15 protein-coding genes are annotated in these 15,794 nt (G+C 29.0%); 12 read left to right on the top strand and 3 right to left on the bottom strand.

The genetic code is table 11. From position 1 onward, the window contains the following. Positions 1-74: 74 nt before the first annotated feature. The 11 genes from BGS40_RS05790 to BGS40_RS05740 all read left to right on the top strand — a co-directional run bounded on the left by BGS40_RS05790 (position 75) and on the right by BGS40_RS05740 (position 11,887). On the top strand, positions 75-902 hold the full coding sequence (locus BGS40_RS05790) for a prephenate dehydrogenase (RefSeq protein WP_096738498.1): 828 nt from the start codon (positions 75-77) through the stop codon (positions 900-902). A gap of 79 nt (positions 903-981) precedes the next feature. Continuing rightward, positions 982-2,355 (top strand): M23 family metallopeptidase, encoded by a 1,374-nt coding sequence (locus BGS40_RS05785; protein WP_002866742.1) that lies wholly within the window; start codon positions 982-984, stop codon positions 2,353-2,355. Then, entirely contained in the window at positions 2,355-3,239 is an 885-nt protein-coding gene (gene lpxC, locus BGS40_RS05780; protein WP_002851689.1) for a UDP-3-O-acyl-N-acetylglucosamine deacetylase, read from the top strand. The genes BGS40_RS05785 and lpxC overlap by 1 nt, the downstream gene beginning before the upstream one ends. 38 nt (positions 3,240-3,277) lie before the next feature. Next, a complete protein-coding gene (locus BGS40_RS05775; RefSeq protein WP_002851789.1) occupies positions 3,278-3,679 on the top strand; it encodes a tRNA threonylcarbamoyladenosine biosynthesis protein TsaB in 402 nt (133 codons plus the stop codon). A gap of 8 nt (positions 3,680-3,687) precedes the next feature. Continuing rightward, the gene (gene thrB, locus BGS40_RS05770; protein ID WP_002851909.1) at positions 3,688-4,566 is read left to right on the top strand and encodes a homoserine kinase; all 879 of its coding nucleotides are present in this window, start codon (positions 3,688-3,690) and stop codon (positions 4,564-4,566) included. Positions 4,567-4,590: 24 nt separating this feature from the next. Further along, positions 4,591-4,848: a DUF448 domain-containing protein gene (locus BGS40_RS05765; protein ID WP_002859353.1), complete on the top strand. Its 258-nt coding sequence runs from the start codon at positions 4,591-4,593 to the stop codon at positions 4,846-4,848. Next, the gene (infB, locus tag BGS40_RS05760; RefSeq protein WP_096738497.1) at positions 4,835-7,450 is read left to right on the top strand and encodes a translation initiation factor IF-2; all 2,616 of its coding nucleotides are present in this window, start codon (positions 4,835-4,837) and stop codon (positions 7,448-7,450) included. Before BGS40_RS05765 ends, infB begins: the two co-directional genes overlap by 14 nt. Continuing rightward, a complete protein-coding gene (rbfA, locus tag BGS40_RS05755; RefSeq protein ID WP_002778650.1) occupies positions 7,447-7,809 on the top strand; it encodes a 30S ribosome-binding factor RbfA in 363 nt (120 codons plus the stop codon). Before infB ends, rbfA begins: the two co-directional genes overlap by 4 nt. Then, positions 7,799-8,221 carry a ribosome maturation factor RimP gene (gene rimP / locus BGS40_RS05750; protein ID WP_002857456.1) on the top strand — a complete coding sequence of 141 codons (423 nt, stop codon included), beginning with the start codon at positions 7,799-7,801 and terminating at the stop codon, positions 8,219-8,221. The genes rbfA and rimP overlap by 11 nt, the downstream gene beginning before the upstream one ends. A 47-nt stretch (positions 8,222-8,268) precedes the next feature. After that, positions 8,269-10,563, top strand: coding sequence for an McrB family protein (locus BGS40_RS05745; protein WP_096738496.1), 2,295 nt, complete (start codon positions 8,269-8,271; stop codon positions 10,561-10,563). Further along, positions 10,556-11,887 carry an McrC family protein gene (locus tag BGS40_RS05740; RefSeq protein ID WP_087704536.1) on the top strand — a complete coding sequence of 444 codons (1,332 nt, stop codon included), beginning with the start codon at positions 10,556-10,558 and terminating at the stop codon, positions 11,885-11,887. The genes BGS40_RS05745 and BGS40_RS05740 overlap by 8 nt, the downstream gene beginning before the upstream one ends. On the opposite strand, the gene BGS40_RS05735 is transcribed toward BGS40_RS05740, so the two are convergent. Genes BGS40_RS05735 through BGS40_RS05725 form a run of 3 tightly spaced genes read right to left on the bottom strand, consistent with a single transcriptional unit; the run spans position 11,876 to position 14,429 of the window. After that, the gene (locus tag BGS40_RS05735) at positions 11,876-12,679 is read right to left on the bottom strand and encodes a metal ABC transporter permease (protein ID WP_087704535.1); all 804 of its coding nucleotides are present in this window, start codon (positions 12,677-12,679) and stop codon (positions 11,876-11,878) included. The genes BGS40_RS05740 and BGS40_RS05735 overlap by 12 nt on opposite strands. Next, the gene (locus BGS40_RS05730; RefSeq protein ID WP_087692011.1) at positions 12,672-13,526 is read right to left on the bottom strand and encodes an ABC transporter ATP-binding protein; all 855 of its coding nucleotides are present in this window, start codon (positions 13,524-13,526) and stop codon (positions 12,672-12,674) included. The genes BGS40_RS05735 and BGS40_RS05730 overlap by 8 nt, the downstream gene beginning before the upstream one ends. A 12-nt stretch (positions 13,527-13,538) precedes the next feature. After that, entirely contained in the window at positions 13,539-14,429 is an 891-nt protein-coding gene (locus BGS40_RS05725; RefSeq protein WP_096738495.1) for a metal ABC transporter solute-binding protein, Zn/Mn family, read from the bottom strand. Positions 14,430-14,676: 247 nt separating this feature from the next. On the opposite strand from BGS40_RS05725, the gene BGS40_RS05720 reads away from it, so the two are divergent. Further along, on the top strand, positions 14,677-15,794 hold a 1,118-nt coding region (locus tag BGS40_RS05720; RefSeq protein WP_219350339.1), incomplete at its 3' end, for a PDC sensor domain-containing protein.

Raw genomic sequence — 15,794 nt, 5'->3', positions numbered from 1 at the left:
ATTTTTTACCTAAAGCTTTATTAAAAGCTGTATAATAGCAAAAAAAATTTAACAAAAAAACTAAGGTAGAAAGTATGAAAATAGCAATTATAGGGCTTGGGCTTATGGGTGGATCTTTAGGGCTTTGTTTGAAAGAAAATAAGCTTATTTCTTGTGTTTATGGTATGGATTTAAGCAAAGAAAATGAAAAAGATGCCCTGCAATTAGGTCTTATTCATGAGCTTATAGAATTTAAAGATTTAGTTTTATGTGATATGATTTTTGTCGCAACTCCTGTTGATGCTATTATAGAAATTTTGCAAAAGTTAGTTGATTTGCCTTCTAATGTAACAATTATAGAGCTTGGAAGTACAAAAAGAAAAATTATAGAAAGTTTGCCTAAGAATTTAATCAAACAAACTCTTTTTGCTCATCCTATGACAGGAACTGAAAATTCAGGTCCAAAAGCAGCTTTTAAAGAGCTTTATAAAGATGCAGTTTGTGTTCTTTGTGATAGTGAAATAGCTGATGATTTACATCAAAAAAGAGCGGTAGAAATTTTTTCTCATTTAGGGATGAAAATTGTTTTTATGGATAGTAAAGCCCATGATCATCATGCTGCTATTATTTCTCATTTGCCTCATGTTATAAGTTTTTCTTTGGCAAATTTTGTAATGAAAGAAGAGGATAAAAGAAATATTGTTCATTTAGCCGGAGGATCTTTTAAAGGTATGAGCAGAATTGCCAAATCATCGCCACAAATGTGGGAAAGTATTTTTTTACAAAATAAAGATAACGTATTAAGTTCTATTGATTTTTTTCAACAAGAATTAGAGAGATGTAAACAAATGATACAATTAGACAAAAATGATGAATTAAGAGAATGGATGAAACAGGCTAATACTCTAAGAGAAATTTTATAAATTTGCTAGATATTTACTGAAAATATAATAGAATTTATACTAAAAACAACAAAAACATTGAAAATTTTTAAGGAAGGTTATGGCAAAAAGAAAAGGCAAAACTTATTTATCTGTTTTAATTTTAGTTTTAATAGCAATTTTGATTTTTTTTATTTCAAGATTAAGTATTTTTGAAAAAAATCCTCCTCAAATTTTAATGCCAGATGTTGTATATACTGATCTTAAAAAACCTATTTTAGTACATGTTAAAGATGATGAAAGTTCTATCAAAAATGTACAAATTATATTGCATAAAGACGACAATACTAGTGCAATGGTTATAGCAGATGAAAAGATTTCTAATTTAAAAGATATTACCTTACAAGTTGCTTTGCCAAAATTTGGTTACAAAGAAAATGTAAAATCTTTTGTTTTGGAGGTGATAGCTAAAGATTCTAGTTTTTGGAATTTTTTTAGTGGCAATGAAGCAAGAAAACAAATTGCGGTATTAGTAGATAATACGGCTCCAAAAATCAATATCATAAGCAATTCTTACCAAATCGAGCAAGGCGGTGCCGGGGCAGTTGTTTTTAAGGCTGATGATGCTAATTTAGATAAGGTGTATATAGAAACAAATAAAGGTAAAATCTTTAAAGTCACACCTTATGTAAAAGAAGGATATTATGCGGCTTTGATTGCTTGGGATGCAAGAGATGAGGAATTTCGCGCATTTGTTATCGCTACGGATAAAGCGGGCAATATTTCAAAAGAACGTATAAGGTATTATTTTGTTAATCGTAAATATCGTGTTTCAAATATCAATCTAACGGATAAATTTTTAGATGGAAAGATTGAGAATTTAGCAAATCAGTACGCTCCAAAAGATAATAATCTCAATCGTTATGAAAAATTTAAGTTTGTCAATGAAACTTTAAGAAATAGCAATGAAAAACTTATCCATGAAATCACTTCAAAAGTACCTGAGGAAAAAATTGATAATTTTGATTTGAATTTATTTTTACCTCTTAAAAATGGTATGAAAGTAGCGGATTTTGCTGATCATAGGTATTATTCTTATAATGGGCAATTTGTGAGTGATTCTTATCATATGGGGCTTGATCTAGCAAGCGTAGCACAAGCTCCTATCATAAGCAATAACGCAGGCAAGGTTGTTTTTGCTGCTGAAAATGGAATTTATGGTTTAAATTTAATTGTTTATCATGGTTTTGGAGTATATAGTCTTTATGGACACTGTTCTTCTAAAAATGTTGATTTAGATGAAATGATTAATAAACAAAGCATTATAGGCAAAACAGGAACAAGTGGTTTAGCCTTAGGCGATCATTTGCATTTTGGAGTTTTGGTTCAAGGGGTTGAAACGCGTCCTGAACAATGGCAAGATAAAAAATGGATAGAAAATAATATTTACAATGTTTTAAATGATGGTAAAAAGATAATTTTAGGAAAAAATTAATGAAACAATTAACTTTAGCAAAAACTGTCAAAGGCGTAGGTATAGGACTTCATAAGGGTGAACCCATAGAAATTACTTTAGAGCCTTTAGAAGCAAATAGTGGTATAGTATTTTTTAGAAGTGATCTTAATGCAAGCTATAAGGCAAGTCCTGAAAATGTGATCAATACTCAAATGGCAACTGTTTTAGGAGATGAAAGAGGGTTTATTTCTACAATAGAGCATTTAATGAGTGCGATTAATGCTTATGGAATCGATAATGTACGCATAGTTTTAAATGCAAATGAAGCTCCTGTTATGGATGGATCAAGTATTAGCTTTTGTATGATGCTTGATGAAGCAGGGGTAAAAGAACTTGATGCACCTAAAAAAATTATGGTAATTAAAAAGCCTATAGAAGTAAGAGATGGTAATAAATTTGTGCGTTTAACTCCTACTAAAGAACCCCGTATTAACTATACGATTAAATTTGACAATGCTGTTATAGGTGAACAAAGTTACAATTTTGAATTCAGCAAAAAAAATTATATAGAAAACATAGCAAGGGCTAGAACTTTTGGTTTTTTAAAAGATGTTCAAGCTCTTAGGAGTATGAATTTAGCACTAGGTGGAAGTTTAGAAAATACTATAGTGGTAGATGAAAATCGTATTTTAAATCCTGAAGGTTTGCGTTTCAAAGATGAGTTTGTAAGACATAAAATTTTAGATGCAATTGGAGATTTAACCTTACTTGGATATCGTGTTTTTGGAGATTATACTTCATATGCTGGGAGTCATCATTTAAATCATTTACTTACTAAAGAAGTTTTAAAAGATAAAGATGCTTATGAAATTGTAAGCCTTGAAAAAACAACCCAAAAAGCTTATGAAAAGGTATTTGCATAAAAACCTCTCTTTTGCTTAATGCTTTATCTAAGCCTTTAATGATCGGAATTTATCAAGATGATAAACTTATAAAAACTTATAAAAGTGAAGAAAAAGCAAGCGAATTTTTACCAAAAATTTTAGATGAATTGCTTAAAGAATATGATTTTACAAGTTTAATCTATGCTAATGGTCCAGGTTCTTATATGGGGATTAAAATTTCTTATGTAAGTTTGAGTACTTTAAGTATAGTAAAAAATATTCCTTTATTTGCGGTGAGTGCTTTTGAATTAAATGGCTATAAACCCATAAGTGCAAATAAAAATTTTTGTTTTGTATATAAGGAAGGTGAAATTTGTTTAGAGCAAAATATCCCAGCAGAGTTTTTTTTACCAAAAAATTTACAAGAGCTTAAACTAAATAATGATAATCTTCCCTTTTATTTTTTAGATGCAATTTAGGATGAAATTTGAAAATTTTAGTTCCCGCTACGAGTGCGAATTTAGGGCCAGGTTTTGATTGTTTAGGACTTAGTTTAAAGCTTTTTAATGAAACTCAAATCCAAAAATCAGGTGTTTTTAGCATTAGTATTGGAGGCGAGGGAAGTGATAATATTTTTCTTAAAAAAAACAATATATTTGTAAATATTTTTTATGAAATTTATGAAAAACTAAGCGGAAAAAAAGATAATTTTCGTTTTATTTTTCAAAATAACATTCCTCTTTCAAGAGGATTAGGAAGCTCTTCAGCTGTGATTGTTGGAGCTATTGCCAGTGCTTATTATATGAGTGGATTTAAGGTAGAAAAAGAACGTATTTTAGATGAAGCTTTAATTTATGAAAACCATCCAGATAATATCGCTCCAGCTACTCTTGGTGGTTTTGTGTGTTCTTTGGTTGAAAAAAATAAAGTTTATAGTATCAAAAAAGAGATTGATAAAGATTTAGCTGCTGTGGTTGTGATCCCAAATTTGGCAATGAGCACGGAACAATCACGCCAAGCTTTGGCCAAAAATTTAAGTTTTAATGATGCGGTTTTCAACCTTTCTCATGCTTCATTTTTAACCGCTTGTTTTTTGGAGAAAAAATATGAATTTTTAAAATTTGCAAGTCAAGATAAGCTCCATGAAATCAATCGTATGAAAAACTTACCCGAACTTTTTGAAGTGCAAAAATTTGCCTTAGAAAATAAAGCTTTAATGAGCACACTTTCAGGTTCGGGATCGAGCTTTTTTTCTTTAGCTTTTAAAGATGATGCTTTAGCTTTGGCAAAGAAAATACAAACAAAATTTAAAGATTTTCGTGTGCAATATTTAGAATTTGATGATAATGGCTTTGAAATTTGCTAAAAAATATAAAAAAAAGATATAATTTTGAAAAAACATATACCAATTAGAATGTGCATAGTGTGTAAAAACCGCTTTGAGCAAAATATGTTATTTAGATTTAAAGTTGTTTTAGGAGATATTGTGCCTAAAGCAGAACATGGAAGAAGCGGATATTTATGTCAAAATTGTATTGAGAGAGAAGATAAAGTCTTACAAAAAGCATTTTCTAAAATATGTAAAAATTTAAATACTAAAATTACTCAGCAAGGACTTAAGGAGATATTTTTAAATGGCAAAGATTAGAATTCATGAAATCGCAAAAGAATTAGGTTATGATAGTAAGGAAATTATTGAAAAGGCAAATGAATTAGGACTTGGAATTAAAACAGCATCAAATGCTGTAGAACCTGAGATTGCGGCAGCTATTTATGAGTATATACAAACAAGAGAAATTCCAGAAGCTTTTAAGAAAAATATCAAAACTCTTACGGCAAAAAAGCCTAAAAAAGAAAATATAAAAGAACAAGAAAAGCTAAATGAATCTGAAAAAAAAGAACCTAAAAAAGAAGAAAAGCTTAAACAAGAAGTTAAAAAAGAAGAATTAAAAACTGAAAAAGAAAATGCAAAAGAGGAAGAAAAACAAGAAATTATTGATGCTCATAAGCCACAAAGCCTTGCTAGTGCAACTTTAGCCAAAAGACGCGGACTTGTTATTGTTAAAAAGAAAAAAGACGAAGAAGAAATTCAAGTTAAAAAAGAAGAAGTAAAAAATTCAAATGATATATCTATCAATAATGAAGAGCGCTTAAGTTTAAAAACTATGTTTTCAAATGCTGATGAGAGTTTAAAGAAAAAGAAAAAAGAAAAAAAATCTTTTGTTGCGAGTAAAAAAGAAAGTACCGAAAAAATGAATTTTTTAGATGAACATGATTTTGGTGATATTTCTTTAGATGATGAAGATGAGGTAGTATTACCTGATTTTAGTATAAAAGAACAAGAAAAACCACAAAATATCAATAAAAAACAACCTAATTTTATAAGACAAGCTGTTGGAAATTCTGCGGGTTTTGGGCTTGAAGGTGGAATTCAAAGAAGAAGTCGTAAAAAACCATCTAAAAAGATTGAAAAAAAGGAAGTAGAAGAAGTAAGTAGCGTTGCTATTTCTAAAGAAATTCGTGTGTATGAATTCGCTGATAAGATAGGAAAAAGCACTAGTGAAGTGATTTCAAAACTTTTCATGCTTGGAATGATGACAACAAAAAATGATTTCTTAGATGAAGATGCGATTGAAATTTTGGCTGCTGAATTTGGTATAGAGATCAATATCATTAACGAGGCTGATGAGTTTGATTATGTAAAAGACTATGAAGAAGAGACTGATGAAAAAGATTTAGTGACTAGAGCACCTGTGATTACCATCATGGGGCATGTTGATCATGGTAAAACTTCTTTGTTAGATTATATTAGAAAATCACGTGTTGCAAGTGGTGAAGCAGGGGGTATTACTCAGCACGTGGGTGCTTATATGGTAGAAAAAAATGGACGTAAAATTACTTTTATTGATACTCCAGGTCACGAAGCTTTTACTGCTATGCGTGCAAGGGGTGCAAGTATCACTGATATTGTAATCATCGTTGTAGCCGCAGATGATGGGGTAAAACCACAAACTAAAGAAGCGATAAATCATGCTAAAGCAGCAGGTGTGCCTATTATTATTGCTATTAATAAAATGGATAAAGAAGCAGCAAATCCCGATATGGTAAAAACTCAACTCGCAGAAATGGAAATCATACCAGTAGAATGGGGCGGATCTTATGAATTTGTAGGAGTTTCGGCTAAAACAGGAATGGGGATTGAAGATTTGCTTGAAATCGTGCTTTTACAAGCTGATATTTTAGAACTTAAAGCCAATCCAAAAAGTTTTGCTAAAGCAAGCATTATAGAAAGTTCTGTGCAAAAAGGGCGTGGTGCGGTGGCTACTATCATCGTGCAAAATGGAACACTTACTGTAGGAAGTACCGTGGTTGCAGGCGAGGCTTATGGAAAAGTGCGTGCGATGAGCGATGATCAAGGTAAAGCCTTAAAAGAAATTAAACCAGGCGAATGTGGGGTTATCGTAGGGCTTAGTGAAGTAGCAGATGCAGGTGAAATTTTAATCGCAGTAAAAACCGATAAAGAAGCAAGAGAATACGCTAATAAACGCCACGAATACAATCGCCAAAAAGAACTTAGCAAATCCACTAAAGTTAGCATTGATGAGCTTGGAGCTAAGATCAAAGAAGGTAATCTAAAAGCTTTGCCTGTTATTTTAAAAGCTGATGTGCAAGGATCTTTAGAAGCCTTAAAGGCAAGTTTAGAAAAACTTAGAAATGATGAGATTAAAGTGAATATCATTCATAGTGGAGTAGGAGGAATCACGCAAAGTGATATAGAGCTTGCAAGTGCGAGTGAAAACTCTATAGTACTAGGTTTTAACATACGCCCAACAGGGGAAGTTAAAGAGCGTTCTAAAGATAAAGGCGTAGAAATTAAAACTTATAATGTGATTTATAATCTTTTAGATGATGTAAAAGCCTTGCTTGGTGGTATGATGAGTCCGATTATTTCTGAAGAGCAATTAGGACAAGCAGAGATTAGACAAGTGATCAATGTGCCAAAAATCGGACAAATTGCAGGTTGTATGGTAACCGAAGGGGTGATTAACCGTGGGGCTAAAATTCGCCTTATCCGTGATGGAGTTGTGGTTTATGAGGGAAATGTAAGCTCACTTAAACGCTTTAAAGATGATGCTAAAGAAGTGGCAAAAGGCTATGAATGTGGCGTAGGTATAGAAGGGTGCGATGATATGAGAGTGGGTGATTATATAGAAAGCTATAAAGAAGTAGAGGAACAAGCAAGTCTATGAACCCAAGTGAGATTAAAAAACTACGCACTGAAAGTATCTTAAAAGAGCTGATCCCTGAAGCTTTAGCAAATTTAGATGATGAAAATTTGAAAAATTTGTGTGTAGTGGATGTAGAGTGTAAAAAAGGCAGATATGATGCTTTTGTTTATCTTGATAAGATGTTTTTTAATGTTCATGAGCAAGAAAAAATTTTATCTTCTTTAAAAAAGGCAAGTAGAGCTTTACAAAATTACTGCATGAGTGAGCAGGGTTGGTATAGGTGTCCGAATTTTCATTTTAAATTTGATGATAGGCTTGAGTATCAAAACCATATGGATGCACTTTTTGAAAAAATAAAAAAGGATAAAAATGAATCTTGAAGCCCTTTGCAAAGAAGCAGAGCTTAGCTTTTATGATGATGAGCTAGTAAGTGAAAATGGCAGAAAAATTTATAGAATTTATGTGCAAAAAGAAGGTGGGGTAAATCTTGATGATTGTGCAAGGCTTAGTGAAATTTTATCGCCTATTTTTGATGTAGAGCCACCTGTAAATGGGGAGTATTTTTTAGAAGTATCTTCACCAGGACTTGAAAGAAAACTTAGCAAGATAGAACACTTTGCTAAAAGTATAGGTGAACTTGTGAAGATCACAACCAATGAAAAAGAAAAATTCGAAGCAAAAATCATTGCTGTAGATGATGAAAATATCACTTTAGAAAATTTAGAAAATAAAGAAAAAACTACTATAAATTTTAATGATATAAAAAAAGCTAGAACCTTTGTGGAGTGGTAGGAAATCTAAATATGATTTAAAAATAGCATAATTTAAGGATTTTTGTAATGTGGAATTTAGATGAAAAAAAATTACAAGAAATGCATGATGGCTTTTTAAATTTTCAAGAAGTATGGACTTTAGAAAAAGTTAAAAATATGACTCTTGAAGAATATACTAACATTAAAAAAGATAATCCAAATAGAGATGATTTTACTTTTTGGATAGAAAGTAAATTGGATAATCTAGGAAGTATTTGGGGTGGCTCAGCTTTTAAATTTGGTATATATAGAAGAAATGATGAAAGTCAGAAAGAATCTTCTAACGGTAGATTATATAGTCAAAATTATGCTTGGATTGCTAAATATGGCAATAATGAAAATGAAGCATTTAATAATATCAAAGAAAAAATCATACAAATAATACAAGCAAGTCAAGATAATAATTTAAAAGCTATAGAAAAAATAGATTTTGGGGATGCAATTAAATGGAAAATAGCTTTTCATTATCAAGATGTAAAGAATATAAAAATAGTTAATATTTTTTCTAAAAATGTTTTAGATTTAATATCTTTAAATGAATTTAAAGAAAAATTAAAAATATATCAAATACATAAAAAATTATTAGAGAATAAAAATTTATCATTAGTTAAAATGATAGAAAATATAGCTATTCCTTTATGGAATAAATATGGCATGAATAGCCAAAATTATATAGATAAAATGAAAAATTTATTTAGTGAATATTTAAATAAAAAGAAATTAGATAAAAATACTATAAATAAATATATTCAAGTTATAGAAAATATATCAAAAGAATTTTTAAAAGAAAATCTATATAGTTGTGATTTATTTAGTTTTGATCAAAATATAAATAAATTAAATAAAAATGAAGAATTTGAGTTAAAAAACAGCAATGGAAACAATATGTATTCTAGTGCATTGAATTATTATAGAGCTTTTTTGATTGATTATTATGAACAAGATATTTTTATAACTGAAAGAGTGCAATCTGAGGAATCAAATATGAAAATTATACCCTTAAATCAAATTCTTTATGGACCTCCAGGGACAGGAAAAACTTATCATACTATAGATAAAGCTTTAGAGATTATATCAAAAGAAGAAAAAATACAAATTCCAAGTGAAGATGATAGAATAAATAGAAAAAAATTATTTGATGAGTATGTAAAAAATGGACAAATAGTATTTACTACTTTTCATCAAAGCTATGGATATGAAGAATTTGTAGAAGGTATAAAGCCTATAATAGACAATGATGAAAATTCTCAAGAAGTAAAATATGAAATAAAAGATGGAATTTTTAAAGAACTTTGCGAAAAAGCTTTAGAAAATAGGGATAGTATAAAAAATTTTAATTTTTATATAGATAAATTAAAAGAAAAAGTAAAAATAGATGATAATAATCCAGAAAAATATTTTGAATTACCAAATACTAAATATTCTATTCAATATAGAAATGGAAAAACATTTAGAATTAAATTTGATGATATGAGTAAAAATCATAAAGATTATCCAGTAAGTATAGATAATATAGAAAAATTATATAAAACTTCTAATATAGATGAAATATATAATTCAGCATATGTTAGAGCTATATTAAATTATTTAAAATTGCAGGGTTTAGAAGATTACAAAGAAAAAGATGAAAAAGTAAATTTACCTTATATAATCATCATCGATGAAATCAATCGTGGTAATGTAAGTAAGATTTTTGGTGAGCTTATAACCTTGATAGAGCCTAGTAAAAGGATAGGTGAAAAAGAAGAGTTAAAAGTAAAATTGCCTTATAGTGGTGAAGAATTTGGGGTGCCTAAAAATGTTTATATTATAGGCACTATGAATACAGCCGATAGAAGCATAACTTCTCTTGATACAGCTTTGCGAAGAAGATTTGAATTTATTGAGATGATGCCTGATGTGAGCAAATTATCTATGGATTGCGAAGGTATTAATTTACAAGAATTATTAAAAGCTATAAACACTCGTATAGAATATTTACTAGATAGAGAAAAAACCATAGGTCATGCGTTTTTTATAGGTGTTGAAAATTTAAATGATTTAAAAAAGGTTTTTCAAAATAAAATCATCCCACTTTTGCAAGAGTATTTTTATAATGATTATGCTTTGATTAATGCGGTTTTAAATGATAATGGTATGATTTTTGAAGATAAAAAAGACGATAAATATCTTCAAAAAATAAAAAATCTAGATAGTGTTAATAGCGAGAGAAGTATTTATAATATTGCTTCATTTGATGATAAAATTTGGGATAAAATAGAAATATATCAAGCAATTTATAATGATGAAATAGCAAATAAATTAAAAAACGAAAATGAATAGTACTTTTTCCATCATCGAATACCAAGCTTTTTCTAAAGAAGATTTAAAAGAAATTTTCAAAGAAAAGGCCGAAGGGTTTTATAAAGAGCTAGAAGACTTTGCAAAAAATAATGAAAATCTTCTAGGCTTTAAAAACAAAAATTCCTTAAAAGCTAAAAATTATGTCGGCATTATACAGACTAAAAGCGGGGTTTTGGAGATTTTGCCAAAATGCACGAATTTAGATAGTTATAAAAAGGAAGATAGTTCTTCAAATCATGACAAAGAAAAACTAAGAAGATGTTATGAATTAGACAATATTTCTAAAAATAATGATTTTTATGAAAAAGATTTTAAATTTAATCCTAAAAATCTTTTGATAAATATGCTAAAAACCTTAAAAAACTCCCCCTTTAAAAAATCACAAATTTCATCTTTGCAAAGTTCTAAAATTCCTTTATTTGAAGTGTTTATCACTATGTTTTTAGATGAATTTGATAGCGTGTATAAAAAAGGCTTGATGAGATCTTATCTAAGTTGCGAAGAAAATAGGGCTTTTTTAAAGGGAAAATTGCTATTTAACGAGCATATCAAGCAAAATTTGATACACAAAGAAAGATTTTTTACAAGCAACGATGAGTTTGTTTTAGATATAGCACCCAATCGTTTGATAAAATCAACGCTAAATTTTTTAAAATCAAAAACAAGTTTGAATAAATTTAGACTTATAAAAGCCATGCAAATGCTTGATGAGGTAGAATTTTCTAAAAATTATGAAAAAGATTTTAGCTATAAAATTTCAAGACATTTTGATTATTATGAAAACTTGCTTTTGTGGTGTAAAATTTTCTTAAAAAATGAAAGTTTTATGCCTTATCATGGTAAAAATGAAGCTTTTGCTTTGCTTTTTCCTATGGAGAAAATTTTTGAAGATTATGTAGCTTATATGCTAAAAAAAGTAAATTCAACTCAAGATATTAAAGTCCAAAACAATGGAAAGTATTTAATCTCAAAAAATGATGAAAATTGTTTCATGTTAAAGCCTGATTTATATATAAAAAATAAAATGATCTTAGATACCAAATGGAAAATTCCAAATGATAGTGAAGATGAGAAAAAACAGGGTATAGCACAAAGCGATTTGTATCAAATGTTTGCTTATGCTTGCAAATTTAAAATTTATGATATTAAACTTGTGTATCCTTTATGTGAAAAAACTCAAGATTTACAAAGAAAAATCGCAGAAAAATTTTTTGTTTTTAAGGCGAGCGAACATTTGTATTTTAAAGAACAAGGGCAAAAAGATATAAAAGTCCAAGTATTTTTTGCACCTTTACCTTTTTAAAAATTTGCCTATCAAATGCACTAAAAAACCAAAACAAGCTATAGCTATGATGCAAGCACCGCTTGAGAGATTAAGATAATAGCTAAGTATAAGTCCTAAAACACAAAAAATCATACTTAAAAAACTTGCTAAAAGCATTATGCAACCAAGTCTTTTAGTAAAATTTTCAGCAATAAAGCTTGGGATGCTAAGTAAAGCCATAACCAAAATAAGCCCTACAAGGCGTATAGAAATAACTATACAAAAAGCCATAAGGGCGATTAAAAGATAATGAAAAAAACTTGTATTGATACCACGAACTTTTGCAAATTCCGCATCAAAGCTTAATGCTTCAAATTGTCTATAAAATAAAAAGATCAAAAGCACCACCACGCTATCAACCAAAGCCATAAGCCATAAATCTTGTGTTCCTACAGCCAAAATGCTCCCAAAAAGATAAGCCATTAAATCTGTGTTATAACTAGGGCTTAAATCGATTAAAATAATCCCAACAGCCATTCCAAAAGCCCATATTACAGCGATAATACTATCACTTCTGTGTTCATAGTGTTTAGCTAAAAAAGCTACTAAAAAAGCCAAAAATAAAGTAAATATTCCCGTGCTTAATAAAATAGGCAAAGAGAAATAAAAAGCTATACCTATACCACCAAAAGCCCCATGTGTTATACCTCCAGCCATAGAAAAAAGGCGATTTATCATCACCAAAGTACCTATGATCCCACAAGCTATACTGACTAAAATCGCTCCTAGTAAAGCGTTTTGAAAAAAGGTGAAATTTAAAATTTCAAGCATTATTTTCCTTTGAAAATTTTAAACAAAAATTTTCTTTTTTAAATTCTGTTTTTTTCAAATTTCTTCTTGTAAATTCTTGTTCGCATAGTTTTTTGCTATCGCAATTTTTTTCATCGCAAAAACAAGTATTTAAACTCATTTCTACATCACAAAAATGAGAGTGATTTTCGTATAAATGTTTTAAAAATGAACTTTTTTCTTTTTCTTTAGTGTTAGTATGCAAGAAAAGTTCTTTGTTTAAATGTGCAATTTTATCGCTATAAGCTAATACAAGGTTGATATCGTGACAAATGAGTAAAATTCCCATGCCTTTTTGGTGCAAAGAGCTTAGAAGTTCAAAAATTTGTATAGCAGACTTGTTATCAACGCTTGCGGTAGGTTCATCTAAAATAAGCATTTTGCATTCACTAGCTAAGGCTCTTGCGATAAAAACACGTTGCCTTTGTCCTCCACTTAGAGAATCAATGGTTTTGTTCCAAAATTTTTCCATTCCTACACTTTTTAAAGCTTGCATAGCTTTTTCTTTATCTTTTTTCCCATAAAAACCAAAAATTTTTTTACTTACAAGTCCCATAAGAACGATTTCAAGTACTCTTGGACAAAAATTAGGATTGGCTAGAGTGTGTTGAGGAACATAGCCTATTTCTTTTTTTTGAAGAGCTTTGAAATGGATTTCATTTTTGGATTTTAAAAGTCCTAAGATAAGTTTTACGAGTGTTGATTTTCCTGCGCCATTTGGACCTATGATAGAGAGAAAGTCTTTATTGTCATAGCTAAGATTGATGTTTTTTAAGATGATTTCATTATCATAAGCGTAGTTTAGATTGGAAATTTCAAAAAAAAGCATTAAAAAGCCTGATTATAAATTATGAGAAAAGGCATCAGCAGTTTTTAAAAGTTCATTTTCCCAATCATAAGATAAATGATCTATTTTGTAAATTTTTGCATCACATTCTTTGGCAAGTGTTTTTGCTGCATTTTCAGGGAAACCATTTTGAACAAAAATGACTTTTAAATTTTTATCTTTCATTAGAGTGATAAGTTTTTGCAAATCTTTACTTTTTGGTTCCTTACCTAAAATTTCTACAGGAATTTGCGTAAGATTATAGCGTTTTGCAAAATATGTCCAAGAAGGATGATAAACTATAAATTCTCTATTTTTTAATTTTTCTAATTTTGAGGCAATTTGTAAATTTAAACTATCCAATTCTGCTAAAAATTTATCTAAATTTTGTTTATATAAATTTTTATTTTGTGGATATTTTTGAATCAAGGTGTCATAAATATTTAAAGCCATAGTTTGGACTAAAATAGGATCTAGCCACGTATGAGGATCAAAATGTTCATGTTCGTGGTGTTCATGCTCATGAGAGTGTTTGTGTGTATCATGAATTTTAATCAAAGCTATGTTTTTTTGCATATTTATAACTTGAAGTTTTGGAAAATTTTGTTTAAATTTATCCGTAAAAACTTTTTCAAATTCTAAGCCTATGGTGAAATAAATATCACTTTTTTCAAGTTTTTTCATAGTACTTGGTTTAAATTCAAAATTATGCTCATTGCTATTTGGAGGCAAAATAACATTGACATCTAGAGTATTTGCAGCTATTTTTTTAACAAAAAATGCTTGAGGTGCTATACTGACACTAACTAAATTGCTGCTAGTATTTTGTTCTTGCTCTAAATTTTTAGCTTGTGTGAAAGTATAAAATATCCCTAAAGATAAGATAAATAATATAATTTTTTTCAAAATATTTCCTTCGATATAAATTTTTTAAATTATAACGATATTAAGCTTAATACATAGAATTTCTGAAGTAATATTACTTTAAATAAAAATAATAAATATAAATTAATTTAAATATTTATTAAATTAAATTTTTTATCACTTTTATATTTAAGTAAAAATTTAAATTTTTTAATTTATAATTCTTAAGAAAATTTATGTAGATACTTTTAATAAATTAATATTTTTTAGAAAGGAGCACTTAAATATAATGAAAAGTGTCAAATTGAAGGTTGCGCTGATTGCAAATTTAATTGCAGTAGTGTGTTTGGTAGTTTTAGGTATTGTAACATTTATGTTTGTAAAGCAAGTAATTTTTGAAGAAGTTGTAAAAGCTGAAACAAACTATGTTAAAACAGCTAAAAACTCTATGGAGTCTTTTAAGGCAAGAAATTCTTTAGCTCTTGAAAGTTTGGCTAAAAGTATTTTAAAACATCCTGTAGAACAATTAGATAGTCAAGAAGCTTTAATGCGTTATATAGGAAAAGATTTAAAAGATTTTAGAGATTCTGGAAGATTTTTAGCGGTTTATATCGCTCAACCAAATGGAGATCTTGTTGTAAGTGATCCAGATTCTGATGCTAAAAAAGTAGATTTTGGAATTTATGGAAAAGCCGATAATTATGATGCTAGAACAAGGGAGTATTATAAAGAAGCAGTAAAAACAAATAAGCTTTATATTACTCCATCTTATGTAGATGTGACTACGAATTTACCTTGTTTTACATATTCTATCCCTCTTTACAAAGATGGCAAATTTATAGGAGTTTTGGCTATAGATGTTCTTGTAACAGATTTACAAGTTGAATTTGAAAATTTACCAGGTAGAACTTTTGTATTTGATGAAGAAAATAAGGTGTTTGTTTCTACAGACAAAACTCTTTTGCAACAAGGTTATGATATTAGTACTATTGCAAATCTTGCTAAAACTAAAGAGGATCTTGAACCTTTTGAGTATACTAGACCAAAAGATGGTAATGAAAGATTTGCTGTATGCACAAAGGTTTCTGGAATTTATACTGCTTGTGTTGGGGAGTCAATAGAACAAATAGAAGCTCCAGTTTATAAAATTGCATTTATACAAACTGTGATTGTTGTTTTTGCAAGTATTCTTAGCATCATCCTCCTTTATTTCATCGTATCAAAATACCTCTCCCCACTTGCAGCTATCCAAACAGGTTTAACTTCATTCTTTGATTTTATCAACCATAAAACAAAAAATGTTTCTACTATAGAAGTAAAAAGCAATGATGAATTTGGACAAATCTCAAATGCTATCAATGAAAACATTCTTGCTACTAAAAGAGGTTTAGAACAAGACAATCAAGC

The sequence above is a fragment of the Campylobacter sp. 107 genome (assembly GCF_002383835.1).
GTDB lineage: Bacteria > Campylobacterota > Campylobacteria > Campylobacterales > Campylobacteraceae > Campylobacter_D > Campylobacter_D jejuni.
This window is presented reverse-complemented; position numbering and strand designations above follow the sequence as displayed.

Excerpts from the sequence above, each read along its gene's own strand:
- infB (WP_096738497.1), top strand. The coding sequence starts at position 4,835 with ATGGCAAAGATTAGAATTCATGAAATCGCAAAAGAATTAGGTTATGAT.
- BGS40_RS05730 (WP_087692011.1), bottom strand. The coding sequence starts at position 13,526 with ATGCTTTTTTTTGAAATTTCCAATCTAAACTACGCTTATGATAATGAA.
- rbfA (WP_002778650.1), top strand. The coding sequence starts at position 7,447 with ATGAACCCAAGTGAGATTAAAAAACTACGCACTGAAAGTATCTTAAAA.
- BGS40_RS05745 (WP_096738496.1), top strand. The coding sequence starts at position 8,269 with ATGTGGAATTTAGATGAAAAAAAATTACAAGAAATGCATGATGGCTTT.
- lpxC (WP_002851689.1), top strand. The coding sequence starts at position 2,355 with ATGAAACAATTAACTTTAGCAAAAACTGTCAAAGGCGTAGGTATAGGA.
- BGS40_RS05785 (WP_002866742.1), top strand. The coding sequence starts at position 982 with ATGGCAAAAAGAAAAGGCAAAACTTATTTATCTGTTTTAATTTTAGTT.
- BGS40_RS05740 (WP_087704536.1), top strand. The coding sequence starts at position 10,556 with ATGAATAGTACTTTTTCCATCATCGAATACCAAGCTTTTTCTAAAGAA.
- rimP (WP_002857456.1), top strand. The coding sequence starts at position 7,799 with ATGAATCTTGAAGCCCTTTGCAAAGAAGCAGAGCTTAGCTTTTATGAT.
- BGS40_RS05790 (WP_096738498.1), top strand. The coding sequence starts at position 75 with ATGAAAATAGCAATTATAGGGCTTGGGCTTATGGGTGGATCTTTAGGG.
- BGS40_RS05775 (WP_002851789.1), top strand. The coding sequence starts at position 3,278 with ATGATCGGAATTTATCAAGATGATAAACTTATAAAAACTTATAAAAGT.
- BGS40_RS05735 (WP_087704535.1), bottom strand. The coding sequence starts at position 12,679 with ATGCTTGAAATTTTAAATTTCACCTTTTTTCAAAACGCTTTACTAGGA.